The sequence below is a fragment of the Pseudomonas sp. Eth.TT006 genome, assembly GCF_054456575.1.
The window spans coordinates 21,333-42,359 of the sequence record NZ_JBTJEN010000028.1 but is presented as its reverse complement, the minus strand read 5'-3'; the positions used below and the strand labels follow the sequence as shown (position 1 = coordinate 42,359).

The following is a 21,027-nucleotide window of genomic DNA, read 5'->3' as shown; positions in this document are numbered from 1 at the left end:
GGGAATGTGGTGATTACGAAGGGATGGTCAGGCCACGAATCACCGCCGGACGTGCCAGGAAACGCTCCAGCACCCGAGTGACGTCGGGGAAATTGTTGATGCCGACCAGATCGCCCGCCTCGTAGAACCCGAGCAGGTTGCGCACCCACGGGAACGTGGCGATGTCGGCGATGGTGTAGCGCTCGCCCATGATCCAGTCGCGGCCTTCCAGCCGGGTATTCAGGACGCTGAGCAGACGGCGGCTTTCTTCGACGTAACGGTCACGCGGCCGCTTGTCCTCGTAATCCTTGCCGGCGAATTTATTGAAGAAACCGAGCTGGCCGAACATCGGGCCGATCCCGCCCATCTGGAACATCAGCCACTGAATGGTCTCGTAACGCAGCGCGCCTTCCTGCGCCAGCAACTGGCCGCTCTTGTCGGCGAGGTAGATCAGGATCGCGCCGGACTCGAACAGCGGCAGCGGCTGGTCGCCGGGGCCATGCGGGTCGAGGATCGCCGGGATCTTGTTGTTGGGGTTCAGCGACAGGAACTCGGGGGACAGCTGGTCCTGGGTGTCGAAGCCGACGCGGTGCGGCTCGTACGGCAGGCCGATCTCTTCGAGCATGATCGAGACTTTGACGCCGTTGGGGGTCGGCAGGGAATACAGCTGAATCCAGTCAGGGTACTGCGCCGGCCATTTCTGGGTGATCGGGAACGCGGACAGATCGGTCATGGGAAACATCCAGTCGCAAGGAAAACACTGATCATAATGTAGGAGCTGCCGCAGGCTGCGATCTTTTGATCGATCGTTCCCACGCTCTGCGTGGGAATGCCTCAAGGGACGCTCCGCGTTCCAATTGGAAGACAGATCAAAAGATCGCAGCCTGCGGCAGCTCCTACATGAACCGTAACATCCCTGCGATAGCGTGCATGAACCAAACCGGCCTCAGAGGACTCTGAGCTATGCCTTTCGCAAAGGAAGCACGGCACACGACATGGACAACGCCCGGCGCTGGGAGCCCGCGGTGCAACGGTTTGTCAGCCTCAACCGAATTTGCTGAAGACTTATTTATCCAATGACGAACCTCATGAGATTCGCCAAACGCTTCAAACATCGCGCGTACGTGGCCCTGCCCTCCCTGCTGGCAGTCAGTGCGTTGACCCTGTCGCTGGAATCGAGCCAGATTCGTGCCCAGCCGGTGGACGGCACCCAGACCCTGGTGTTCCTGCGCCACGCGGAAAAACCCGCCGGCGGCCTCGGCCAGCTCAACTGCCAGGGCCTGAACCGCGCGCTCGAACTATCGACCCTGCTGCCGGAAAAATTCGGCAAGGCCGATTACGTGTTTGCCGCCAACCCGACGCGCAATGTCGAGGAAGGTGAACTGGACAACTCCTACAGCTATGTCCGCCCGCTGATGACCATCAACCCGGCGGCGATCAAGCTCGGCCTGCCGGTGAACATCGAGTTCTCGGCCAACGACACCAGCGACCTGGCCCGTGAGCTGACCGAAGACAAGTACCACAACTCGACGATCTACACCGCCTGGTCGCACGGCTATCTGCCGGAGCTGATCAACAAGGTTGCGGCAAACGCGGTCGGCGGCAAACAGAACATCACCGATGACTGGGCCGGTGACGATTTCGATTCGCTGTACGTGCTGACCCTGACCTGGCACAACGGCAAGGCCAGCTTGCAGAGCCACAGCTACAAGCAGGGGCTGGATCATGGCAAGGAGACTTGCCCGACTTGAGTGTTGTGTGGTCTGACTCGGCCCCTTCGCGAGCAAGCCCGCTCCCACATTGGATCTGTGTGAAATACAAATCCCCTGTGGGAGCGGGCTTGCTCGCGAAGAGGCCAGCCGCTACAACCTCAAGCCCTCTGGCTTAACCGCTCACGCAAATATTCCAGAACCGCCTCGCGCTCCCCGGCAAACTCAATCCGCCCGCCTTTCTTCTCGCGCTGGAACACATACATCGGGTCGTAATACTCGCGCAACAGCCCTTCGATCCAGCCACGGTGCAAATCCACTGCCCCATTGCGCGCCTGCTCGGCCAGCGCGTCTTCCATCAACAGCAACATCCGCCGATGGCGCTCGCCGCCGAGGCGTTTCTGCACGTTGTTCAGGCTTTCCAGCAGACGCTCGGCAAACAGGGTAAATCCGCCCTCGCCGTGTACCGCCGAGAACTCGGCTGACAGGTCCACCACGTAATCATGCAGGATCCGCTCGACCCGGTCTTCAAAGCGGTCTTCCAGCCAGACCATCGGGTATTGCTGCATGCCCTGATACAGCGGCAACGGCAGCGCACAACTGCCGACTACCCGACTCTCGTCCTCCAGCACAAACTGCCCGATACCGGCATCGCGTTTCTTCAGGATGTCGATGGCCAGACGGTTCTCAAAATCGATGTTCGACGGCTGGCCGGTGGCGCGTTTGCCGAAACTGGAACCGCGATGATTGGCGTGTCCCTCAAGGTCGAGGCCATTACGCAGTTGCACCAGCACTTCGGTCTTGCCGGTGCCGGTCATGCCACCGAGCAGCACGAAATCACACTGCCCGAGCGCCTGTTCAAGGGTGTCGATGAGAAAGCTGCGCAGCGCCTTGTAGCCACCGCCGACCCGCGGATAGTCAATGCCGGCCTCGTCACGCAGCCACTGTTGAGTGATCTGCGAACGCAAGCCGCCACGAAAACAATAGAGATAACCATCAGGATGGGCCCGGGCGAAATCGGCCCAGGCCTGAATGCGTTCGGCCTTCAGCGCGCCGGACACCAGTTGATGGCCCAGTTCGATGGCGGCCTGCTGCCCGTGCTGCTTGTAGCAGGTGCCGATCTTCTGCCGCTCGACGTCGTTCATCAGCGGCAGATTGACCACGCCAGGGAACGCACCTTTGTGAAACTCGACCGGCGCACGCGCATCCATCAGCGGCCGGTCGTTGAGGAAAATATCGCAGTAATCGGTGCAGTCGCGTGACATCAAATCACCTCGACTGCGTGGGTCTGTCGCTCAACCAGCTCGCCGATCGGCGCCAGGTCCAGGCCCAGTTCGGCGGCGACGGCAAGGAACTCGGCGTTGCCTTCGGGGGTGACCGCAATCAGCAAGCCGCCGCTGGTCTGCGGGTCGCACAGCACGCGTTTGTGCAGTTCCTGCAGGCGGCCAAGCTTGCTCGAATAGCTGTCGAAGTTGCGCAAGGTGCCGCCGGGCAGGCAGCCCTGTTCGAGGTAATACTCGATACTGTCCAGACGCGGCACATGGTTGTAGCCGATGCGCGCGGTCAACTGGCTGCCGTCGGCCATCTCCACCAGATGCCCGAGCAGGCCGAAACCGGTGACATCGGTCATCGCAGCGACACCGGCGAGCTTGCCGAACCGGCTGCCGGGCTTGTTCAGGGTGCACATCCAGTCGCGGGCCACGCCGACATCGGCGGCGCGCAACTTGCCCTTCTTCTCGGCGGTGGTGAGGATGCCGATGCCCAGCGGTTTGGTCAGGTACAACAGGCAACCGGCAGTGGCGGTGTCGTTGCGTTTCATGTGGCGTTTTTCCACCAGACCGGTCACCGCCAGCCCGAAGATCGGCTCCGGCGCATCGATCGAATGCCCGCCGGCCAGCGGAATACCGGCGGCGTCACACACCGCACGGCCGCCGCGAATCACGTCCCGCGCCACTTCCGGCGCCAGCACATTCACCGGCCAGCCGAGGATCGCAATCGCCATCAACGGATCGCCGCCCATCGCGTAGATGTCACTGATCGCATTGGTCGCGGCGATCCGGCCGAAATCGAACGGGTCATCGACAATCGGCATGAAAAAATCGGTGGTCGATACCACTCCGCGCTCGGCATCGATCTCGTACACCGCCGCGTCATCACGCGAGGCATTGCCGACCCACAGTTTCGGGTCGAGGTTTTGCGCACCGCTACCGGCCAGAATCACTTCCAGCACCTGCGGGGATATCTTGCAGCCACAACCGGCACCGTGGCTGTATTGGGTCAGACGAATCGGCTCGCTCATGAGAGGGTCTCTGGCAGGGAATGCGGCGAATTCTAGCAGAGCGCGGGTGGGCAGATTCTGCTGCTGGATGTGCGGGGGCCTTCGCGAGCAAGCTCGCTCCCACCTTGGATTGGCAACTGGCGATTTAAAAACAAGATCAAAAGATCGCAGCGTGCCGCAGCTCCTACAGGGACTTGGTACGGCTTGTGCAAACGTTTGCGAGCTGCCTATAACGGCTTTTTCGTGACATAACCGTACAGACCCGCAGAACGTGGGCCTTGATCCGCAAAAAAGGACTTTGAATGCACGCCGCTTTCCCTAAGCGCGCCCCATTTGCGCGCACGTTTGCTGTTTCCCTGCTACTGACCGCCGTTACCGGAGTTCTCAGCCACAGCGCACTGGCGCAACCGGCCCCGGCCGAAGAGTCCGCCCAGGGCGAAACCCTCAGCCCCGATGCCAGCCCGCCCAAGGAAGGCGCGTACCTGTCGGACTGGTACAACCAGGACCTGACGCTGATCGGCAGTAAGGACATCAGTTTCGGTCCGCAACCGGCCGACGATATCTATCTGGAATACGAATATTTCGGGCGCAAGGGGCCATTCGAGCTGTACGGTTACGTCGACATTCCGAAGATTTTCAACATCGGCAACAGCCACGACAAAGGCGTGTGGGACCACGGCTCGCCAGTGTTCATGGAGCACGAACCGCGCATCTCCATCGACTACCTCGCCGGCCGCAGCCTGGCCATCGGCCCGTTCAAGGAATGGTACGTGGCGTTCGACTGGATCTACGATCACGGCAGTCGCAAGGAAAACCGCGCCAACACCCTGTACAGCGGTTTGGGCACGGACATCGACACCCATTCGCGGGTCAACCTGTCGGCCAATCTGTACGGGCGTTACCAGTGGGAAAACTATGGCGCGAGCAATGAATACTCGTGGGACGGTTACCGCGCGCAACTCAAGTACATCGTGCCCATCGACAAGTTCAGCAACGGCGCGTCGCTGACCTACATCGGCTTTACCAACTTCGATTTCGGCTCGGACCTGCACAAGGACAATCCGGCGCGCACCGCCAACGCCACGGTGGCGACCAACGTGTTGCTGTATTCGTTCACTCACCTGCGCTTCACCCTGGTCGGCCGTTATTTCCACAACGGCGGCAACTGGGAGGACGGCAGCGAGCTGAACTTCGGCGACGGCAATTTCCGCGCCCGCTCCAACGGTTGGGGTTACTACGCCGGCATCGGCTACCAGTTCTGAATTCAGGAGATTCTCATGCAAGCAATGACGCGTCTGACCCTGGCCGCTGCGGCCCTGCTCTCTTCCAGCACCTGGGCGGCTGAAGCGCCGATCAAGCCGAAAGTGGTGTTGATCACCATGTTCGCCCCGGAGGCACAACACTGGATCGAGCGCCTGAATCTCAAGCAGGAAATCCGCGTGCCAGGGCTGTCCGCCGAGTACCCGACGATCCGCTGCAACGCGCAGCAGGTATGCCTGCTGACCACCGGCATGGGCCAGACCAACGCTGCCGCGTCGACTCTGGCATTGGCGCTGTCGCCGAAATTCGACCTGCGTAAAAGTTACTTCCTGATCGCCGGGATCGCCGGGATCAGCCCGAAACACGGGACCATCGGCACCGCTGCGTGGGCGCATTATCTGGTGGAGTTCGGCACGCAATGGGAGCTGGATTCGCGCGATGCGCCGTCGAGCTGGCCGACTGGTTACCTCGGCATCAACACCAAGGGCCCCAACGAAAAACCGCCGCTGGATTACAAGACCGAAGTCTTCGAACTCAACCCCAAATTGCAGGCCAAAGCCTTTGCCCTGAGCCATAAGGTCGAACTCAGCGAGAGTAAGGAATCGGCGGCATGGCGGCGCAAATACCCGTCGGCCCCGGCCAACCAGCCACCGGTGGTCACGCGCTGCGACACGCTGGCGGGCAACACCTGGTTCTCCGGCACGCGTCTGAGCGAACGCGCCGAAGTCTGGACCAAATTGCTGACCGATAACAAAGGTGAATACTGCACCACGCAACAGGAGGACAACTCGACCTATGAGGCCTTGTTGCGCGCCAGTCGCGAAGGTCTGGTGGATGTGCAGCGCCTGGCCGTGGTGCGCGCCGGCTCCGACTTCGACCGCCCGGCGCCGGGCGGCAGCGAGGTCGACAACCTGCTGAAATACGCCGATCAGGGCGGCTTTGTGCCGGCGCTGGAAAACCTCTATCGCAGTGGTAATCCGCTGGTGCAGGACATCCTGAAAAACTGGTCGGCGTGGGAGAAAGGTGTTCCGCAGTCCTGAAAACAACAAAATACCCTGTGGGAGCTGGCTTGCCAGCGATCGCGTTAGTGCAGTCAACATCGTCATCGACTGTGCTGACGCTATCGCTGGCAAGCCAGCTCCCACAAGTTTTGCGCTGCTTGGGAATTCAAGGGATCAAAATGATCTTGTCCCCCGCCCCCTGATTCACCTCGGCATAACGCGCCAGACCTTCCGCCAACGGCACCTCCACCAAGCCCTGCGGCAACGGCAGCCGATCCTCATTAAAGAACCGCCCGAACTGTTCGAGCATCGCCGCACAGGCATGCACGCCGTACAGCAACGAGTTGATCCCGACCACCGAACCGCCCTTGCGGTACAGCGCCAGCGCCGGCAACTGCACATGGCCGTCGACCGGTGCGGCAATGATCGCAATGCGCCCGAACGCGGCCAGCGCCGGCACCGAGGCCGGTAGCCAGAAACCGGTGGTGTCGAAGATCACGTCGGCACCGTCGCTGTACACCGCGTGCACCTGAGCGCCGAGATCTTCAGGCTGATCCAGCTGAATCGTCTCGAAACCCTGCGCCTGCAGATCCTTGACCTGCTCCGGACGTCGCGCCGCCGCCAGGATCTGCGCGCCACGAACCTTGGCCAGTGCCAGCGCTGCCGTCGCCACCGCCCCGCCGCCGATCACCAGCAAGCGGGTGTCGGCATTCACCAGGCTGCGTTCAAGCGCATCCCACGCTGTGGTGTATGGCACGCCAAGGCTGGCGGCTTGGGCGAAACTCAGGTGCGAGGGCTTATGCGCCACGCCATTAGCCGGCAGTTTGACGAACTGCGCGTGCGAGCCATCGGCGAAAAAGCCCAGCTCACGCCCGGTGCCCCAGACTGCCTGCCCGAGCAACGTCTGTGGCCCTTCCACCACGATCCCGGCAAAATCGCGACCGGGAATTCGTGGCAACGTGGTGTAAGGGAAACGCCCGAGCACGTTCTTCACGTCGCTGGGGTTCAGGCCTGCTGCCTTGATCTCCACCAGCACCTCATCAGCACCGGGTACGGGAGTGGCGACGTCGACGAAGCGCAGGGAAGACAGGTCGCCAGTTTGATCGAATTGCAGTGCTTTCATGAGGACATCCACCAAAGAGAAAAAGGAAATTCACGAGAACCAACCGGCAACCAACTGCCGACCCCACGGCCACAACTGCTCACCCGCGAGCATGCCGAGCAGCCCCACCAGGGCAATGGCCGGTGGCGCCGGCGAACGGAAATTCAGCGCGCCATACAACAGGCCGACACCCAGGCCGATGGCCAGCGAAATCAGGTAATTCATGGAAGAAACTCCGCCGCGTAAAAGGAATGGGCAGAGTCTAGGGAATCGTCGCGGCAGGTACCGGCCAAGGACTTCTGTATTTCGGCCAAATCAGGCTGCCCCCTGTAGGAGCTGCCGCAGGCTGCGATCTTTTGATCTTGCCTTTAAAAATCAAAGGCAAAAGATCGCAGCCTGCGGCAGCTCCTACAGGGATTGTGTTCAGGCACTAAATTGCGAAGGCGCCACACCCAGTTCGCGGCGGAACATGTCGCTGAAGCTGCTCGGCGAGTAGCCCAGTTCCCGGGCGATCGCGCTCACCGGCACGCCCTGGATCAACTCCGCCACCGCCGTTGCCAGTTGCACCTGCCGCCGCCATTCGGCGAAGCCCATGCCGAGGCTGTCCTTGAACAGCCGTGCCAGCGTGCGCACACTGGCTCCGGCGTTTTCCGCATGCTGCTCGAACGGGATCTCCAGCGACGGCGCGGCCATCACCGCCTGACACAGGTTCATCAGGCGCCGGTCGGAATCGTCCGGCAGCGGAATCTTCAATTGTGAGCGCCGGGCGCGCTGCAGCTCCAGCAACGCCAGCCCGACCAACGCCTCGTAATAGGCCGGCTCAGCGCTGTCGCCCTGCGCCACCAGCCCGACGATCAACTCGCGCAACAGCCCACCGACTTCGATCACCTGCACCGTATCATCCAGCGTCGCCGCCAGCGCCGGGCGCAGGTAGATATTGCGCATCTGCAAATCCGAGACCACGCGAATCCCGTGCGGCACTCCGGGTGGCAGCCACACCGCGCGCTGCGGCGGCACCACCAGCGCCTCGTGCGGGGTCTCGACCCACATCACCCCGCTCATCGCATACAGCAACTGCCCCCAGACATGCTCATGCGGCTCGATGAACAAACCACGCGGATAAGTACGCGCCAGCGGTTGCACCGGCACAGCGGTATCACTCAGATCGGGGGGCGCGGCGAGGGCCATGGCGAGCATTCATTGAGGGTTGGCGGAGCGGCCATGGTAACCACTGCGCCGGGGTGTCGCCAACGATAGATACCGTCGGACAATCCGAATGAATTTTCCACACGCACCGCGATCCTTCTAATACCACAGGGAGGATTACGGGCTTTATGAACAACGCAAAACTGTTTGTCATCGATTACACCCTTCACGGCACGCCCAAGTCGTTCATTATCCGCTCGGACAGAATGGACAACGCCGAGGCGTGGCACTGGGCTAGCTGCGACGCCGGCGTGGGTCGCATCCCGCGTTTCGGCCGGGAAAAAGTGCAAAAGACCAGCAAACCGATGGCGGAGAAATTCGGCGTGGAAAACGTCAAATGGCGGCCAGCGAGCTAGACTCGCGCCAGGCATTGGGACTTTTTCGGGGGGATCTACATGAGCGACATCGTCAGCACCGCGCACCTGGACTACGGCCTCGACACCCTGTTCGGCCGTATTACCAAAAGCATTGACTGTCCGCTTGGCCTGGAACCCGTCGAAGGAGACCCCTATCGCTTCGCCGTGCGCGTGCCGCCGCCGGTTCCGGAAGATCTGGATCAGGCGAAAATCCTGGTGGTTTGGGTTGAAGGTCGGCGGCTCAACGGCACGGTGCGTCAGACGCAATGGCTGGATGATGAAAGCCTGAAACTGGAAGTGGAGCCTGATTAGGCTCCACTTTTTTATGGGTGCGGTTATTTGGGATGGGCGCACTGGCAGCCCTTGCTTGAACATTCTTCGCCGCCCTTGTGGTGGTGGGCGCAGGCTTCACAGCAGTAGTGTTTGCCGTGCACGGCGTAGGCGTGTTCGCCTTCCTTGATGGTGCAGTTGCAGTTGGGGCAATCGCATTTTCTATCGGGCATGGGGCAGACTCCTTTGGTGGTGGTTGTCCGGGCTCATGAAGCAAGCCGTACAGAACAGTGTAGGAGCTGCCGCAGGCTGCGATCTTTTGATCTGGATTTTTTTGAAACTGGAGTGGTTGGGATTGGGGGCATATCCGTTGCTGCGGGTGTTGCCGCTGGCGGTTTCGCTCTTACAGCGAGTCACCTTTTCCAGACGCCGAAAAGGTAACCCAAAAGGCTTTGCCCCGGCGTACGGCACTTCGCTTGGGCTCAGTGTTCCCTCGCTACGATGTCCATCAGGGGGCATCGCCTACGGTTTGCTTCGCTGCACCTCCTCTCGATGTATGCGGCTTCGCCGCACGGCGCTGCGCGCCTACCCCCTGATGGACACCTACGCTCGGCCTGCCGAAGGGGCGGAAAGTCAAAAGCCAGATCAAGAGCCAGAGCCAGAGCAGATCAAAAGATCGCAGCCTTCGGCAGCTCCTACAGGGGATGTGTTCAACCTGAAGAATCAGGTCGGCTGGCAGGTCGCCATCGCTGGCAAGCCAGCTCCCACAGAAAAGCCAAGGCAGACCGCCTGCGCTTTTCACCACTCAACAGGATGAGCGTTAGCTCGGCTGCAGCTTTTGATCTGCAGGCGACGTCGGGAGGCTGAGTGGAGGGATTGATCCGGGGGTGGGAGCGCAGCGACCGTTTGGCGCAGCCAAACACAGCGAGAGGAGGTGCAGCGAAGCAAACCGTAGGCGCTGCGCCCGGATCAAGCCCGGAGCGAAGGGACCCCGAGCCCTAGCGAGCGGGCCGGACGTAGGAGCAAGCGTTTTTTTGCTTACTTTTTTTAGGCGTTTGTAAAAAAAGTGAGTCGCCGTAAGGGCGAAACCCTAAGCAGCCGTTACCGCAGCAACGGATATGTACTCAGTCAGCAAGAACACAACTGCCTGAAATCACGCAATCGCGAGCAGGCTCACTCCTACAGAAACCGCCAGCCGCAACACCCGATACATCCCCAGAAATCACTCAGCCGAACGCAAACTACTGCGATACATAAAGACCAACGCCAACCCCAGACAAACCATCGCCAAAATGCGGGAAGACGAAAGCTCGATCGCCGGATTCCCCAGCCAGCCGAAGTTATCAATCAACATCCCCATCCCCAACTGGCCGACAATCACCGCCACCGTCGCCACCGCGGTCCCGACGATAGGCACCGCGCCAACCATGACCATCATGTAAACCACACCAAACAGAGCCCCGCAGACCTGCCACTTCGGCACATCGAGCAAACTCACCGCCTGCGCCGGTTCAAAAAACAGAATCAGCAACCCGGTCACCACTGCCCCGACAAAAAACGTCAGCAGACTGCTGCGCAGCACCCCCACGCTCTCGCCGAGGCGTCCATTGATCGCTGCCTGCACACTCAACACCGCGCCGGCCAACACCACCACTGCCAACAAAATAACCAGACTCATCACTCAACCCCGCGCAATCAAAACCAGTGCTACCACAATCAGGCCCAACGCCAGCCAGCGTTCACCATTGACCTTCTTGCGCGTCGCGCCGAACCAGCCGAAATGGTCGATCAGCACACTCTTGCCGACCTGCCCGGAAAGAATCGCGATCATGGTCATGGCGATACCGATATGCGGCGTCGCCAGGGTCAGCACCACCACATAAATCGGCCCGAGGATGCCGCCGATCAACTGCCAGCGCGGCAGATCAGTCAGCGCCGGGCCTTTCTGCGGCCCCGCGAACAGCAACAGCAAAAACAGAATCGCCGAGCCCACGCCGAAGATGCTCAAGGTCGCCCACAGATGCCCGACCTGCTCGCCCAGCGGTCCGAGCAGGCCCGCCTCCACCGACAGGCCCATGCCGGCCAGGATCACCAGCGGCAGCAATAACAGGCGCAACAGCGGCTTGCGCACTGGCGCCGCCCCACTCACTTCATCCAACGTCTGCATAAACAACATTCCACACAGTCAACAATGGCGCGGATTATCGGCTGGCGCCGCTGTGCGATAAATGGGAGCATCCGGACAACACTTTTGCGCAACTCGCACAGCGGATGATTCATGCACGGATTCAATGAACTGGGATTCAAGGCACTCAGGCTGTTTGTCGCGGTGCTCGACCACGGCAGTTTTTCCGAGGTCGCGCGCCGCGAGGGCGTGGCGCCGTCTTCGATTTCGCGGCAGATCCAGTTGATGGAGCAGGCGCTGAATCAGCAATTGCTTTACCGCCACACTCGCGCCGTGACCCCGACCGAGGCCGGGCGCATGCTCGGTCACCATGCGCGGCTGGTGTTGATGCAACTGGAAGAAGCCGAACAGGCCTTGCAGGAACAGCAAAGCGAACCCACCGGGCTGGTGCGGATCAACGCACCGGTGGTCTTCGGCCAACGGCATCTGACGCCGTGGCTCGGCCAGTTGTGTGCGCGCTATCCGAAGCTGCAACTGGATCTCCAGCAGACCGACCATTACGTCGACCCGTTGCAGGAAGGCGCCGACCTGTTGTTTCGCATCGGCGCGCTGCACGATTCGAGCATGCAGGCACGAATTATCGCGCCGCATCGTTTTCAGGTCGCGGCGAGCCCGGCGTATCTGCAGCGCCACGGCACCCCGCAGCATCCCGACGAACTGGCGCAGCATCAGTGCCTGGCCTACAAGGGCGCGGCCGGCCAGCAGCGCTGGTTCTTCCGCCAGGATCAGGGCGAGTGGACGCCCTACTCGGTCAAAGGCCCGATCACCGGCAACCACGCCGACACCCTCACCCAGGCCGCCGAGCAAGGCCTGGGGCTGGTGATGTTTCCGTCATGGCTGATTGGCGAAGCGCTGCGCGAAGGCACGTTGGTGCCGGTGCTGAGCGGATATCAGGTGTCGAACAGCCTGGAGCCGCAGCAGATTGCGGTGCTGTGGCCGGGGAGCCGGCGGCTGTCGGTGAAGGTGCGGACGGTGATTGATTTTTTTGTCGAGTGTTTCGGCGAAACCCCGTACTGGGACAAATCTTGAACCAAACGCTATCCCTGTAGGAGCTGCCGCAGGCTGCGATCTTTTGATCTTGATCTTCTAAAAACAAAATCAAAAGATCGCAGCCTGCGGCAGCTCCTACAGGGGCGTGGTGTTTCAGATACGGAACTGCCCCACCAGTTTGCCCAGGCGCTGGCCAAGTTCGGCCAGGCTGCGCGAGGTCTGTGCGCCCAACTGGGTCTCATCGGCCACGCTGTCCACCGCCACCGCGATCTGGTGCACGCTGCGATTGATCTCTTCGGCCACCGCGGTTTGCTCCTCGGCAGCACTGGCGATCTGCGCGTTCATCGAGTTGATGGTCGCGATCAGCTCCGCCATGGCATCCAGCGACGCCCCGGCCTGATTAGCCTGCGCCGAGGTGCCATCGCCGGCCTCGCTGGAGCGGCGCATCGCCTCGACCGCCGACTGCGTGCCCGCCTGCAGGCGATCGATCATGCTCTGGATTTCCTGAGTGCTGATCTGCGTGCGGCTGGCCAGCGCGCGTACTTCGTCCGCGACCACCGCAAAACCACGCCCGGCCTCACCGGCCCGGGCAGCCTCAATCGCCGCGTTCAGCGCCAGCAGGTTGGTCTGCTCGGCAATCGAGCGAATCACCCCAAGCACGCCGACAATCGACGACACGTCCTGCTGCAGGCTATCGAGGGACACGCCGCTGCTGCGGATGTCATCCACCAGCGCATGAATCTGTTTGATGCTGCCGGCCACCACGCGTTTGGCGCTCTGGCCTTCTTCGTCGGTCTGCTGCGCGGCAACTGCCGCACTCTGCGCGCTCTTCGCCACTTCCTGCGCTGCAGCCGACATCTCGTTGATCGCCGTGGCAACCTGATCGGTCTCGTGACGCTGCCGCTCCATCGCCTGATCCGAGCGCTGCGCCTGATCCGAGACCTGGGTCACCAGCCCGGTCAGTTGCGTGGTCATCTCAGTGATCTGCCGCACCAGGCCGTGGATCTTGTCGACAAAACGATTGAACGAACCGGCCAGTTCGCCGAGTTCGTCCTGGCTGGTGATGTTCAGCCGGCGCGTCAGGTCGCCCTCGCCAGCTGCGATGTCGTCGAGGTTGGCTTTCATCAGGGTCAGCGGACGCAGAATGGTATTGGCCAGCAGCAGGCCCGCGGCGGCAATCACTAGCAACACCACCAGCGCTACGCCGACGATGCTGAGGATCACGCCTTGCATGCGCTCCTGCACTTGCTCCTCGACCACCGCGACCTGCGCTTCGATGCCGTCAAGGTTGACCGAGGTGCCGACCGCCATGTCCCACTTGGCCAGGTACTCGGTGTAGCCGAGCTTCGGCACCAGTACATTGGCGTTGCCCGGCAGCGGCGAGCTGTATTGCAGATAGTGCGTGCCGTCCTTGGCCACGCTGACCAGACCGCGATTGACGTAGACGCCGTTGGGGTCGCGGTTGTCCTTGAAGCTTTTGCCCACGCCGTCGGGGTCGTTGGCCTTGAACAGGCGCACGGTCTCGGAGTCGTAGCCGAAGAAGTAGCCGTCCTTGCCGTAGCGAATCCCCGACAGCAGCTTGATCGCCTGCGCCCGCGCCTCTTTATCACCGGGGGCGGCCGCGTCGTACAGCGGCTTGATCGTGGTCATGGCCACAGCAACGTAGCTTTGCAGCGTGGCCTTGGCGTCGCCGAGCAGACGCTCGCGGGTCTGTTCGACCTCGGTGTGCGCCTGTTGCTTGAGGATGAACAGCGTGGTCAGGCTGATGACCAGCGCAAAGAGCAACACCGGCAGGACGGCAAGGGACAGGACTTTGGCCTTGAGACTCAAGCGCATGGGGGGCTCACTTTTTGATTTTATTGGCGTGCTTAAAGGCTTTAACGGCACACCCGGGCAAAAGTTGAACCCAAAAAAAGATCGCAGCCTTCGGCAGCTCCTACAGGGATCGGTGTAGGAGCTGCCGCAGGCTGCGATCTTTTGATCTTCAGCTTTTAATCAGAGCACCATCGCCGCCACCCAGCCGAACGCCAGCAGCGGCAGGTTGTAATGCAGGAAGGTCGGGACCACGGTGTCCCAGATGTGGTGATGCTGGCCGTCGACGTTCAGCCCGGAGGTCGGGCCGAGGGTCGAGTCCGAGGCCGGCGAGCCGGTATCGCCGAGCGCCCCGGCGGTGCCGACGATGCACACGATGGCCATCGGGCTGAAGCCCAGTTGCACGCACAGCGGCACGAAAATCGCCGCCAGAATCGGCACGGTGGAGAACGACGAGCCGATCCCGATGGTCACCATCAGCCCCACCAGCAGCATCAACAAGGCGCCGATGGCCTGACTGTGATCGATCCACGCGGCAGCGCTTTCCACCAGCGAGCGCACTTCGCCGGTGGCTTTGAGCACTTCAGCAAAGCCCGAGGCGGAGATCATGATGAAGCCGATCATCGCCATCATCTTCATGCCTTCGGTGAACAGGTCGTCGGTCTCACGCCATTTGACGATGCCCGAGGCGGAGAAGATCAGGAATCCGGCCAGAGCGCCGATAATCATCGAGTCCAGCAACAGCTGAATGATGAACGCCGCCGCAATCGCCAGACCGGCAATGCCGATGGTCTTCGGGTTGTAGGCGACGCTGACCTGCTCGACCTGCTCGATCTTTTCCAGGTCGTAAACGCGCTTTTTCCGATAGCTGAAAAACACCGCCATCAACAGGCCGAAGACCATGCCCAGCGCCGGAATCGCCATGGCGTGCATGACGTTGATCTGGCTGATGTCGACCCCGGCCTTGCTGACGTTGGCCAGCAGAATCTGGTTGAGGAAGATGTTGCCGAAGCCGACCGGGAACACCATGTACGGGGTGATCAGGCCGAAGGTCATGACGCAGGCGATCAGCCGGCGATCGAGTTGCAGCTTGGTCAGTACATATAGCAGTGGTGGCACCAGCAGCGGAATGAACGCAATGTGGATCGGCAGGATGTTCTGCGAGGCAATTGCCACCACCCAGAGCAGGCCGATCAGCAGCCATTTGACGCTGCCGCCGCCGGTCGAGTGCTGGCGGTCGACCATCGCCAGGGCCTTGTCGGCCAGTGCATGGGCCAGGCCGGACTTGGCAATCGCCACCGCGAAAGCGCCGAGCAACGCGTAGGACAACGCCACGGTTGCCCCGCCGCCCAGGCCGCTGTTGAACGCCTTGAGCGTGGCGTCGATGCCCAGACCACCGGTCAGGCCACCGACCAGTGCACCGACGATCAGCGCGATCACCACGTGCACGCGGGACAGGCTGAGGATCAGCATGACGCCGACCGCAGCAATCACTGCATTCATTTCACTACCTCAAAAACACGGCGATGAACCGTCACCGCCAGACAGGATGAGTCCGCCCACGGAGCACCGGCGGATTTGCAAAGAGGGTCTTATTAGAAGGGCGCGCACTGTGCCGCAGAGTGGCCGCAGTGTCAAAACAAGCGAATGTAACAACCGATGAACAACCCCTGTAGGAGCTGCCGCAGGCTGCGATCTTTTGACTTTAAAAAGAAAGATCAAAAGATCGCAGCCTGCGGCAGCTCCTACAGGGATTGGGGGGCATGCGGCAATTGGTCATATTGTGTTTGAACGATAAAGAAAGCCTATGCGCGGCCGTTACAGTGCAAAGTCTCAGATATTTATCGAATAAGGACGTCTCCATGTCGCTCAGACAACTTTCCATTCAATGGAAAATCACCCTGCTCGCCGGGCTGTGCCTGGCAGGCATCGTGACCCTGCTGGTGGGTCTTTCGCTGTACCGCATGGAGCACAGCTCCGCGCTGGTGAAGGCCTCGAGCATGGAGATGCTGACCGAGTCGGCCCAGGCGCGGATTGAGTCGCAAGGCGAAGTGCAGGCGTCGGGGATTCGCCAGCAGTTCATGGACGCCTATCAATATGGCCACGGTTTCTCGCGTCAGGTGCTGTTCCTGCGCGAACAGGCCGAGAAGCGCTTCCTCGATGCCTTCGACCTGCGCGAAGACATGACCCGTCAGGTCAAGTCCGCGCTGCAGGCCAACCCGGAACTGCTCGGCCTCTCGCTGGTGTTCGAAGCCAACGCGCTGGACGGCAAGGACGAGCTGTTCGCCGGTCAGGCGGAACTGGGCAGCAACGACAAGGGCCGCTTCGCCCTGTACTGGTCGCAGCCGACGCCGGGCAAAGTCACCTCGATGGCCCTGCCGGAAAGCGACATGACAGACACCAGCACCGGCCCTAGCGGTCAGGCGGCCAACGCCTGGTTCACCTGCCCGCGCACCACGCTCAAACCCTGTGTGATCGAACCTTACTTCTACGTGATCGACGGCCAGAACGTGCTGATGACCAGCATCGTCTTTCCGCTGATGGTCAACGGCAAAGTCATCGCTTCGCTGTCGGTGGACATCAACCTCAACAGCCTGCAGGCGATCAGCCAGGGCGCGAGCAAAAAGCTCTATGACGGCCAGACTGCCGTGAGCATCGTCAGCCCGACCGGTCTGCTCGCCGGTTACAGCCCGGACGCAAGCAAGCTGAGCAAGCGTCTGGATGCCGTGGACACGGTCAGCGGCGCCGAACTGCTGCGGCAACTCGGCGCCAGCAGCAGCGTCAGCAGCCTGCACCGCAACGGCCAGTTGAAAGTGCTGTCGCCGTTCCAGCCGATCCCCGGCGGCCCGGCGTGGGCGGTGTTGCTCGACGTGCCGGAAAAGGTCCTGGTCAGCCGCGCCGAAGCGCTCAAGCAGCAACTGGATGAGAGCAACAACTCCGGCACCCTGATCGAACTGAGCCTCGGCGTGCTCGCGGCATTGGTGGGTCTGCTGCTGGTGTGGCTGATGGCGCGCAGCGTGACCAAGCCGATCCTCGGCGTGGCCAACATGCTCGAAGACATTGCCAGTGGCGAAGGTGATCTCACCCGCCGTCTGGCCTACGACAAGCAGGATGAACTCGGGCAACTGGCCGGCTGGTTCAACAAGTTCCTCGACAAATTGCAGCCGATCATCGCCGAAGTGAAACGCTCGGTGCAGGACGCGCGCAACACCGCCGACCAGTCTTCGGCGATCGCCACCCAGACCAGCGCCGGCATGGAGCAGCAATACCGCCAGGTCGATCAGGTGGCCACCGCGTCCCACGAAATGAGCGCCACCGCACAAGACGTCGCGCGCAGTGCCGCGCAAGCTGCCGAAGCGGCCAAGGACGCCGATCGCGCCACCCGTCAGGGCCTGACCGTGATCGACCGCACCACCGCAAGCATCGATACCCTCGCCGCCGACATGAGCGCGGCGATGGCCCAGGTCGAGGGTCTGGCCGCCAACAGCGAGAAGATCGGCACCGTGCTGGAAACCATCCGCGCCATCGCCGAACAGACCAACCTGCTGGCGCTCAACGCGGCGATTGAAGCGGCGCGTGCCGGGGAAGCCGGGCGTGGGTTCGCGGTGGTCGCCGACGAAGTGCGCAACCTCGCCCGCCGCACGCAAGAGTCGGTGGAGGAAACCCGTCAGGTCATCGAGCAACTGCAGACCGGTACCCAGGATGTGGTTGGCTCGATGGGCAACAGCCATCGCCAGGCCCAGGGCAGCGTGGAGCAGGTCGGCCAGGCGGTAACCGCACTGCGCCAGATCGGCGATGCGGTGACAGTGATCAGCGACATGAACCTGCAGATCGCCAGCGCGGCGGAAGAACAGAGCGCGGTGGCCGAGGAGATCAACAACAACGTGGCGACCATCTGTGACGTGACCGAGTCGCTGTCCGGGCAGGCGAATGAATCGGCGCGGGTCAGTCAGTCGCTCAATAGTTTGGCGAATCAGCAGCAGAGTTTGATGGATCAGTTCCGCGTCTGACAGCCATCGCCACCTGTAGGAGCTGCCGCAGGCTGCGATCTTTTGATTTTGTTTTTAAAGATCAAGATCAAAAGATCGCAGCCTGCGGCAGCTCTTACAGGGATTTGTGGGGCTCGGGATTAGCGTTTTGGCAGTTCGATCACCACTTTCAACCCGCCCCACTCGCTCTCGCCCAACACCAGCAGCCCGCCCCAGGTCTCGACGATATCGCGGACGATCCCCAGCCCCAGCCCATGACCCTGGGTTTGTTCATCGAGGCGTGTGCCGCGGCTGAACACCTGAGCGCGCTGCTCTTCGGGGATTCCCGGCCCGTCATCCTCCACGCTGAACGCATAACCATCGCTACGCTCGATCACACTCAGGCGCACCTCGGCGTCGGCCCATTTGCAGGCGTTGTCCAGCAGGTTGCCGAGCAGTTCCAGCAGGTCTTCACGGTCCCACGGCAGTTGCAGCCCCGGCGGGGCGACGTAGCTCAACTGCAGATGCTCGCCGTGGATCATGTTCAGCGTGGCCAGCAGCCCCGGCAGCTCGGCGTCGCAATCGAACAGCGCCCCCGGCAGCGCATCGCCGGACAGGCGCGCGCGGTTCAGTTCGCGATTGAGGCGTTGCTGTACCTGCTCGAGTTGTTCCTTGAGGATCTTGCGTAGTTCGGGATGGCCATCGAGTTTTTCGCTCGACGCCAGGCTGAGCAAGACCGCCAGCGGGGTTTTCAACGCATGCCCGAGATTGCCCAGGGCATTGCGTGAGCGCTTGAGGCTGTCTTCGGTGTGCGCCAGCAGATGGTTGATCTGCGCCACCAGCGGCTCCAGTTCCACCGGCACCTGATCGTCGAGTTGCGAACGCTGGCCCTGCTGCAACTGGGCGATCTGCTCACGCGCGCGCTCCAGCGGTTTCAACGCACGGCGTACGGTCAACCGTTGCAGCAGCAGGATCAGCAGCAAACCGGCCAGGCCGATGCCGAGGCCGATCTGACGCATGCGCTGAAAGCTCTCGCGCACCGGGGTGTAATCCTGAGCGACGCTGATCGAGATCGACTGGCCCAGCCGGCGATAATCGGAACGCAGCACCAGCAATTGCTGACCTTCCGGACCCAGTTGCAGATTGCTGTGCAGTCCCGGGTGGTCGAGCAGCGGCAAGTCCTGATCCCACAGCGAACGTGAGCGCCAGTGGCTGTCGGTGAAATCGATGCGGAAGTAATGCCCGGAAAACGGCCGCTGGTAGGCCGGCGACAAGTGCCGCTCATCCAGCTGCAAGCCTTGCGGGCCGCGCACCAGCGCCACCAGCAGGCTTTCGCTATCGTTACGCAGGCCGGCTTCCAGATAGCGCTGCAGCCCGACTTCGAACAGCCACAAACTGGTTTGCGCCAGCACCACGCCGACAACCAACATCACGCTGATCAGTCCCAGGCTCAAGCGGCGCTGGATCGACCTCACGAAGCGTTTCCGCCGAACAGGTAACCCTGGCCGCGACGGGTTTCGATCACGGCTTTGCCCAGCTTGCGCCGCAGGTGATTGACGTGGACTTCGAGGACGTTGGAATCACGCTCGGTCTCGCCATCGTAGAGGTGCTCGGCGAGGTGGGTTTTCGACAGGATCTGTTCCGGGTGCAGCATGAAATAGCGCAGCAGACGAAACTCGGCGGCGGTCAGTTGAATCTCGCTGCCGTCGCGCAACACGCATTGCCGGCCCTCGTCCAGTTGCAGGCCGGCCGCCTTGAGCGTCGGCTGGTTGGCCTGGCCCTTGGAGCGGCGCAGCAGCGACTGCACGCGCAGGTGCAGCTCTTCGGGATGGAACGGTTTGGTCAGGTAATCGTCGGCACCGGCCTTCAGGCCTTCGATGCGTTCGGCCCAGGAATCGCGGGCGGTGAGGATCAGCACCGGGGTCGCCAAACCACCGGTGCGCCATTGCGCCAGCACCTCCAGCCCGGGCACGCCGGGCAGGCCGAGGTCGAGGATGATCAGGTCATAGGGCTCGCTGCTGCCCTGATAAACCGCGTCGCGCCCGTCCGCCAGCCAGTCCACCGCATAGCCCTGCCGTTGCAGGCCGGCGAGTAATTCGTCGGCCAGCGGCACATGGTCTTCCACCAGAAGCAAACGCATCGGTCAATCTTCCTTGTCTTTCACGAGTTCACCGGTATCGGCCTTCAGATGCAGCTCACGGGCCACACCTTCGACGGTGAGCAACTCGACTTCATAAATGTAGACGTCGTGTTTTTCTTCCAGCTCGACTTCCAGCAGTTTGGCGCCGGGATAACGGTCCATCGCCTGCTGCAACACTTGCTCCAGCGGCAGGATCACGCCCTGCTTGCGCAGAACCAGCGCTTCGTCCGGACCGAGGTCGCGAGCCATCGCCGTCGAGCAACACATCACCAGCGCCAGCGCCGTGCGGCGGGTGGCGCGAACATTAACCTTCATTACGTATCCTGATGATCCCTGAGAACCTGCCCAGTCACCGCGTCCAGCTCCAGATCCCACTCCAGCCCTTGCGGGTCACGCAGTTCGATCTGGTAGATGTACTTGCCGTACTGCTCCTCCAGCTCGGTATCGGTGATGGTCGAGCCGGGATGTTTTTCCAGCGCCGTGGCGTTGAGCTTCTCGAAGGAGACGATAGTACCAGCGTCGCGCAGGCGCAGGGCTTCATCTGGCCCCAGATCGCGGGCGTGGGCGAGGCTGGCGGTCAGGCCGATGATCGAGGCGATGGACAGGGCAGTCAGGGTTTTCATGGTGTCTCCGTATTCTTGTGTGTTGCTACGCCGCGCACCTTAGCCGGATCAACTTAACTGAAACTGAATTGCCATCATTGCCCTACCTCAACGCACATCCCCCCTGTAGGAGCTGCCGCAGGCTGCGATCTTTTGACTTTATAAAAGC

22 protein-coding genes and 3 pseudogenes are annotated in these 21,027 nt (G+C 61.7%); 9 read left to right on the top strand and 16 right to left on the bottom strand.

Annotated elements, in window-relative coordinates; translation table 11 throughout:
- Positions 1 to 13: 13 nt before the first annotated feature.
- Complete coding sequence (locus ACXR0M_RS26580) at positions 14 to 712, bottom strand: glutathione S-transferase family protein (RefSeq protein ID WP_458834584.1); 699 nt, start codon at positions 710 to 712, stop codon at positions 14 to 16.
- 343 nt (positions 713 to 1,055) lie between these two features.
- Here ACXR0M_RS26580 and ACXR0M_RS26575 point away from each other — a divergent pair, with 343 nt between their 5' ends.
- The gene (locus ACXR0M_RS26575) at positions 1,056 to 1,730 is read left to right on the top strand and encodes a histidine phosphatase family protein (RefSeq protein ID WP_458834583.1); all 675 of its coding nucleotides are present in this window, start codon (positions 1,056 to 1,058) and stop codon (positions 1,728 to 1,730) included.
- Positions 1,731 to 1,849: 119 nt separating this feature from the next.
- Here the strand turns inward: ACXR0M_RS26575 and mnmH are convergent, their stop codons facing one another.
- Positions 1,850 to 2,953 carry a tRNA 2-selenouridine(34) synthase MnmH gene (gene mnmH, locus ACXR0M_RS26570; RefSeq protein ID WP_458834582.1) on the bottom strand — a complete coding sequence of 368 codons (1,104 nt, stop codon included), beginning with the start codon at positions 2,951 to 2,953 and terminating at the stop codon, positions 1,850 to 1,852.
- Positions 2,953 to 3,987 carry a selenide, water dikinase SelD gene (selD, locus tag ACXR0M_RS26565; RefSeq protein ID WP_458834581.1) on the bottom strand — a complete coding sequence of 345 codons (1,035 nt, stop codon included), beginning with the start codon at positions 3,985 to 3,987 and terminating at the stop codon, positions 2,953 to 2,955. Before selD ends, mnmH begins: the two co-directional genes overlap by 1 nt.
- 281 nt (positions 3,988 to 4,268) lie before the next feature.
- Between selD and ACXR0M_RS26560 the strand changes: the two genes are divergently transcribed.
- Positions 4,269 to 5,228: a nucleoside-specific channel-forming protein Tsx gene (locus tag ACXR0M_RS26560; RefSeq protein WP_458834580.1), complete on the top strand. Its 960-nt coding sequence runs from the start codon at positions 4,269 to 4,271 to the stop codon at positions 5,226 to 5,228.
- A 15-nt stretch (positions 5,229 to 5,243) separates the two neighbouring features.
- Positions 5,244 to 6,266, top strand: a complete 1,023-nt coding sequence (locus ACXR0M_RS26555) for a purine-nucleoside phosphorylase (RefSeq protein ID WP_458834579.1) — start codon at positions 5,244 to 5,246, stop codon at positions 6,264 to 6,266.
- A 127-nt stretch (positions 6,267 to 6,393) separates the two neighbouring features.
- Here ACXR0M_RS26555 and ACXR0M_RS26550 read toward each other — a convergent pair whose 3' ends face one another.
- From ACXR0M_RS26550 to ACXR0M_RS26540, 3 genes are all read right to left on the bottom strand, one after another.
- Positions 6,394 to 7,350: a quinone oxidoreductase family protein gene (locus ACXR0M_RS26550; protein WP_458834578.1), complete on the bottom strand. Its 957-nt coding sequence runs from the start codon at positions 7,348 to 7,350 to the stop codon at positions 6,394 to 6,396.
- A 30-nt stretch (positions 7,351 to 7,380) separates the two neighbouring features.
- Entirely contained in the window at positions 7,381 to 7,554 is a 174-nt protein-coding gene (locus tag ACXR0M_RS26545; RefSeq protein ID WP_458834577.1) for a DUF1427 family protein, read from the bottom strand.
- A gap of 198 nt (positions 7,555 to 7,752) precedes the next feature.
- Positions 7,753 to 8,526 carry an AraC family transcriptional regulator gene (locus tag ACXR0M_RS26540; protein WP_458834576.1) on the bottom strand — a complete coding sequence of 258 codons (774 nt, stop codon included), beginning with the start codon at positions 8,524 to 8,526 and terminating at the stop codon, positions 7,753 to 7,755.
- 137 nt (positions 8,527 to 8,663) lie between these two features.
- Here ACXR0M_RS26540 and ACXR0M_RS26535 point away from each other — a divergent pair, with 137 nt between their 5' ends.
- Both ACXR0M_RS26535 and ACXR0M_RS26530 read left to right on the top strand, forming a co-directional pair.
- Positions 8,664 to 8,891 carry a DUF6555 family protein gene (locus ACXR0M_RS26535; protein ID WP_102355787.1) on the top strand — a complete coding sequence of 76 codons (228 nt, stop codon included), beginning with the start codon at positions 8,664 to 8,666 and terminating at the stop codon, positions 8,889 to 8,891.
- A gap of 39 nt (positions 8,892 to 8,930) precedes the next feature.
- Positions 8,931 to 9,203: a hypothetical protein gene (locus tag ACXR0M_RS26530; protein WP_458834575.1), complete on the top strand. Its 273-nt coding sequence runs from the start codon at positions 8,931 to 8,933 to the stop codon at positions 9,201 to 9,203.
- A gap of 23 nt (positions 9,204 to 9,226) precedes the next feature.
- Here ACXR0M_RS26530 and ACXR0M_RS26525 read toward each other — a convergent pair whose 3' ends face one another.
- A complete protein-coding gene (locus ACXR0M_RS26525; protein WP_458834574.1) occupies positions 9,227 to 9,394 on the bottom strand; it encodes a metallothionein in 168 nt (55 codons plus the stop codon).
- Between the two features lie 35 nt (positions 9,395 to 9,429).
- Between ACXR0M_RS26525 and ACXR0M_RS26520 the strand changes: the two genes are divergently transcribed.
- Positions 9,430 to 9,978 (top strand): hypothetical protein, encoded by a 549-nt coding sequence (locus ACXR0M_RS26520; RefSeq protein WP_458834573.1) that lies wholly within the window; start codon positions 9,430 to 9,432, stop codon positions 9,976 to 9,978.
- 405 nt (positions 9,979 to 10,383) lie between these two features.
- Here ACXR0M_RS26520 and ACXR0M_RS26515 read toward each other — a convergent pair whose 3' ends face one another.
- Positions 10,384 to 10,839: a DMT family transporter gene (locus tag ACXR0M_RS26515; RefSeq protein WP_458834572.1), complete on the bottom strand. Its 456-nt coding sequence runs from the start codon at positions 10,837 to 10,839 to the stop codon at positions 10,384 to 10,386.
- A 3-nt stretch (positions 10,840 to 10,842) separates the two neighbouring features.
- Positions 10,843 to 11,328, bottom strand: a complete 486-nt coding sequence (locus ACXR0M_RS26510) for a DMT family transporter (protein WP_458834571.1) — start codon at positions 11,326 to 11,328, stop codon at positions 10,843 to 10,845.
- Between the two features lie 111 nt (positions 11,329 to 11,439).
- Between ACXR0M_RS26510 and ACXR0M_RS26505 the strand changes: the two genes are divergently transcribed.
- Entirely contained in the window at positions 11,440 to 12,375 is a 936-nt protein-coding gene (locus ACXR0M_RS26505; RefSeq protein WP_458834570.1) for a LysR family transcriptional regulator, read from the top strand.
- Between the two features lie 114 nt (positions 12,376 to 12,489).
- On the opposite strand, the pseudogene ACXR0M_RS26500 reads toward ACXR0M_RS26505, so the two are convergent.
- The 3 genes and pseudogenes from ACXR0M_RS26500 to ACXR0M_RS26490 form a co-directional block, all read right to left on the bottom strand.
- Positions 12,490 to 13,083, bottom strand: a pseudogene (locus tag ACXR0M_RS26500) (methyl-accepting chemotaxis protein); the annotation flags it as partial.
- 312 nt (positions 13,084 to 13,395) lie between these two features.
- Positions 13,396 to 14,172: pseudogene (locus tag ACXR0M_RS26495) on the bottom strand (cache domain-containing protein); the annotation flags it as partial.
- A gap of 159 nt (positions 14,173 to 14,331) precedes the next feature.
- Positions 14,332 to 15,651, bottom strand: coding sequence for a Na+/H+ antiporter family protein (locus tag ACXR0M_RS26490; protein ID WP_003223519.1), 1,320 nt, complete (start codon positions 15,649 to 15,651; stop codon positions 14,332 to 14,334).
- A gap of 260 nt (positions 15,652 to 15,911) precedes the next feature.
- Between ACXR0M_RS26490 and ACXR0M_RS26485 the strand changes: the two are divergent.
- Together ACXR0M_RS26485 and ACXR0M_RS26480 are read left to right on the top strand one after the other, a co-directional pair.
- A pseudogene (locus tag ACXR0M_RS26485) lies at positions 15,912 to 17,300 on the top strand (cache domain-containing protein); the annotation flags it as partial.
- A 102-nt stretch (positions 17,301 to 17,402) separates the two neighbouring features.
- Positions 17,403 to 18,158 carry a methyl-accepting chemotaxis protein gene (locus tag ACXR0M_RS26480; protein ID WP_458834585.1) on the top strand — a complete coding sequence of 252 codons (756 nt, stop codon included), beginning with the start codon at positions 17,403 to 17,405 and terminating at the stop codon, positions 18,156 to 18,158.
- A 119-nt stretch (positions 18,159 to 18,277) separates the two neighbouring features.
- Here the strand turns inward: ACXR0M_RS26480 and ACXR0M_RS26475 are convergent, their stop codons facing one another.
- From ACXR0M_RS26475 to ACXR0M_RS26460, 4 genes are read right to left on the bottom strand one after another with little or no spacing between them, the layout of a single operon-like run.
- A complete protein-coding gene (locus ACXR0M_RS26475; protein ID WP_458834569.1) occupies positions 18,278 to 19,591 on the bottom strand; it encodes a sensor histidine kinase in 1,314 nt (437 codons plus the stop codon).
- Positions 19,588 to 20,256, bottom strand: coding sequence for a response regulator transcription factor (locus ACXR0M_RS26470; protein ID WP_458834568.1), 669 nt, complete (start codon positions 20,254 to 20,256; stop codon positions 19,588 to 19,590). The genes ACXR0M_RS26475 and ACXR0M_RS26470 overlap by 4 nt, the downstream gene beginning before the upstream one ends.
- A gap of 3 nt (positions 20,257 to 20,259) precedes the next feature.
- The gene (locus tag ACXR0M_RS26465) at positions 20,260 to 20,571 is read right to left on the bottom strand and encodes a PepSY domain-containing protein (protein WP_458834567.1); all 312 of its coding nucleotides are present in this window, start codon (positions 20,569 to 20,571) and stop codon (positions 20,260 to 20,262) included.
- Positions 20,571 to 20,879 (bottom strand): PepSY domain-containing protein, encoded by a 309-nt coding sequence (locus tag ACXR0M_RS26460; RefSeq protein WP_458834566.1) that lies wholly within the window; start codon positions 20,877 to 20,879, stop codon positions 20,571 to 20,573. The genes ACXR0M_RS26465 and ACXR0M_RS26460 overlap by 1 nt, the downstream gene beginning before the upstream one ends.
- Between the last annotated feature and the right edge of the window lie 148 nt (positions 20,880 to 21,027).

What these genes read in the sequence shown, in the direction of transcription:
- ACXR0M_RS26580 (WP_458834584.1), bottom strand. Translation starts at nt 712, where the DNA reads ATGACCGATCTGTCCGCGTTCCCGATCACCCAGAAATGGCCGGCGCAG.
- ACXR0M_RS26575 (WP_458834583.1), top strand. Translation starts at nt 1,056, where the DNA reads ATGACGAACCTCATGAGATTCGCCAAACGCTTCAAACATCGCGCGTAC.
- mnmH (WP_458834582.1), bottom strand. Translation starts at nt 2,953, where the DNA reads ATGTCACGCGACTGCACCGATTACTGCGATATTTTCCTCAACGACCGG.
- selD (WP_458834581.1), bottom strand. Translation starts at nt 3,987, where the DNA reads ATGAGCGAGCCGATTCGTCTGACCCAATACAGCCACGGTGCCGGTTGT.
- ACXR0M_RS26560 (WP_458834580.1), top strand. Translation starts at nt 4,269, where the DNA reads ATGCACGCCGCTTTCCCTAAGCGCGCCCCATTTGCGCGCACGTTTGCT.
- ACXR0M_RS26555 (WP_458834579.1), top strand. Translation starts at nt 5,244, where the DNA reads ATGCAAGCAATGACGCGTCTGACCCTGGCCGCTGCGGCCCTGCTCTCT.
- ACXR0M_RS26550 (WP_458834578.1), bottom strand. Translation starts at nt 7,350, where the DNA reads ATGAAAGCACTGCAATTCGATCAAACTGGCGACCTGTCTTCCCTGCGC.
- ACXR0M_RS26545 (WP_458834577.1), bottom strand. Translation starts at nt 7,554, where the DNA reads ATGAATTACCTGATTTCGCTGGCCATCGGCCTGGGTGTCGGCCTGTTG.
- ACXR0M_RS26540 (WP_458834576.1), bottom strand. Translation starts at nt 8,526, where the DNA reads ATGCTCGCCATGGCCCTCGCCGCGCCCCCCGATCTGAGTGATACCGCT.
- ACXR0M_RS26535 (WP_102355787.1), top strand. Translation starts at nt 8,664, where the DNA reads ATGAACAACGCAAAACTGTTTGTCATCGATTACACCCTTCACGGCACG.
- ACXR0M_RS26530 (WP_458834575.1), top strand. Translation starts at nt 8,931, where the DNA reads ATGAGCGACATCGTCAGCACCGCGCACCTGGACTACGGCCTCGACACC.
- ACXR0M_RS26525 (WP_458834574.1), bottom strand. Translation starts at nt 9,394, where the DNA reads ATGCCCGATAGAAAATGCGATTGCCCCAACTGCAACTGCACCATCAAG.
- ACXR0M_RS26520 (WP_458834573.1), top strand. Translation starts at nt 9,430, where the DNA reads ATGAAGCAAGCCGTACAGAACAGTGTAGGAGCTGCCGCAGGCTGCGAT.
- ACXR0M_RS26515 (WP_458834572.1), bottom strand. Translation starts at nt 10,839, where the DNA reads ATGAGTCTGGTTATTTTGTTGGCAGTGGTGGTGTTGGCCGGCGCGGTG.
- ACXR0M_RS26510 (WP_458834571.1), bottom strand. Translation starts at nt 11,328, where the DNA reads ATGCAGACGTTGGATGAAGTGAGTGGGGCGGCGCCAGTGCGCAAGCCG.
- ACXR0M_RS26505 (WP_458834570.1), top strand. Translation starts at nt 11,440, where the DNA reads ATGCACGGATTCAATGAACTGGGATTCAAGGCACTCAGGCTGTTTGTC.
- ACXR0M_RS26490 (WP_003223519.1), bottom strand. Translation starts at nt 15,651, where the DNA reads ATGAATGCAGTGATTGCTGCGGTCGGCGTCATGCTGATCCTCAGCCTG.
- ACXR0M_RS26480 (WP_458834585.1), top strand. Translation starts at nt 17,403, where the DNA reads ATGGAGCAGCAATACCGCCAGGTCGATCAGGTGGCCACCGCGTCCCAC.
- ACXR0M_RS26470 (WP_458834568.1), bottom strand. Translation starts at nt 20,256, where the DNA reads ATGCGTTTGCTTCTGGTGGAAGACCATGTGCCGCTGGCCGACGAATTA.
- ACXR0M_RS26465 (WP_458834567.1), bottom strand. Translation starts at nt 20,571, where the DNA reads ATGAAGGTTAATGTTCGCGCCACCCGCCGCACGGCGCTGGCGCTGGTG.
- ACXR0M_RS26460 (WP_458834566.1), bottom strand. Translation starts at nt 20,879, where the DNA reads ATGAAAACCCTGACTGCCCTGTCCATCGCCTCGATCATCGGCCTGACC.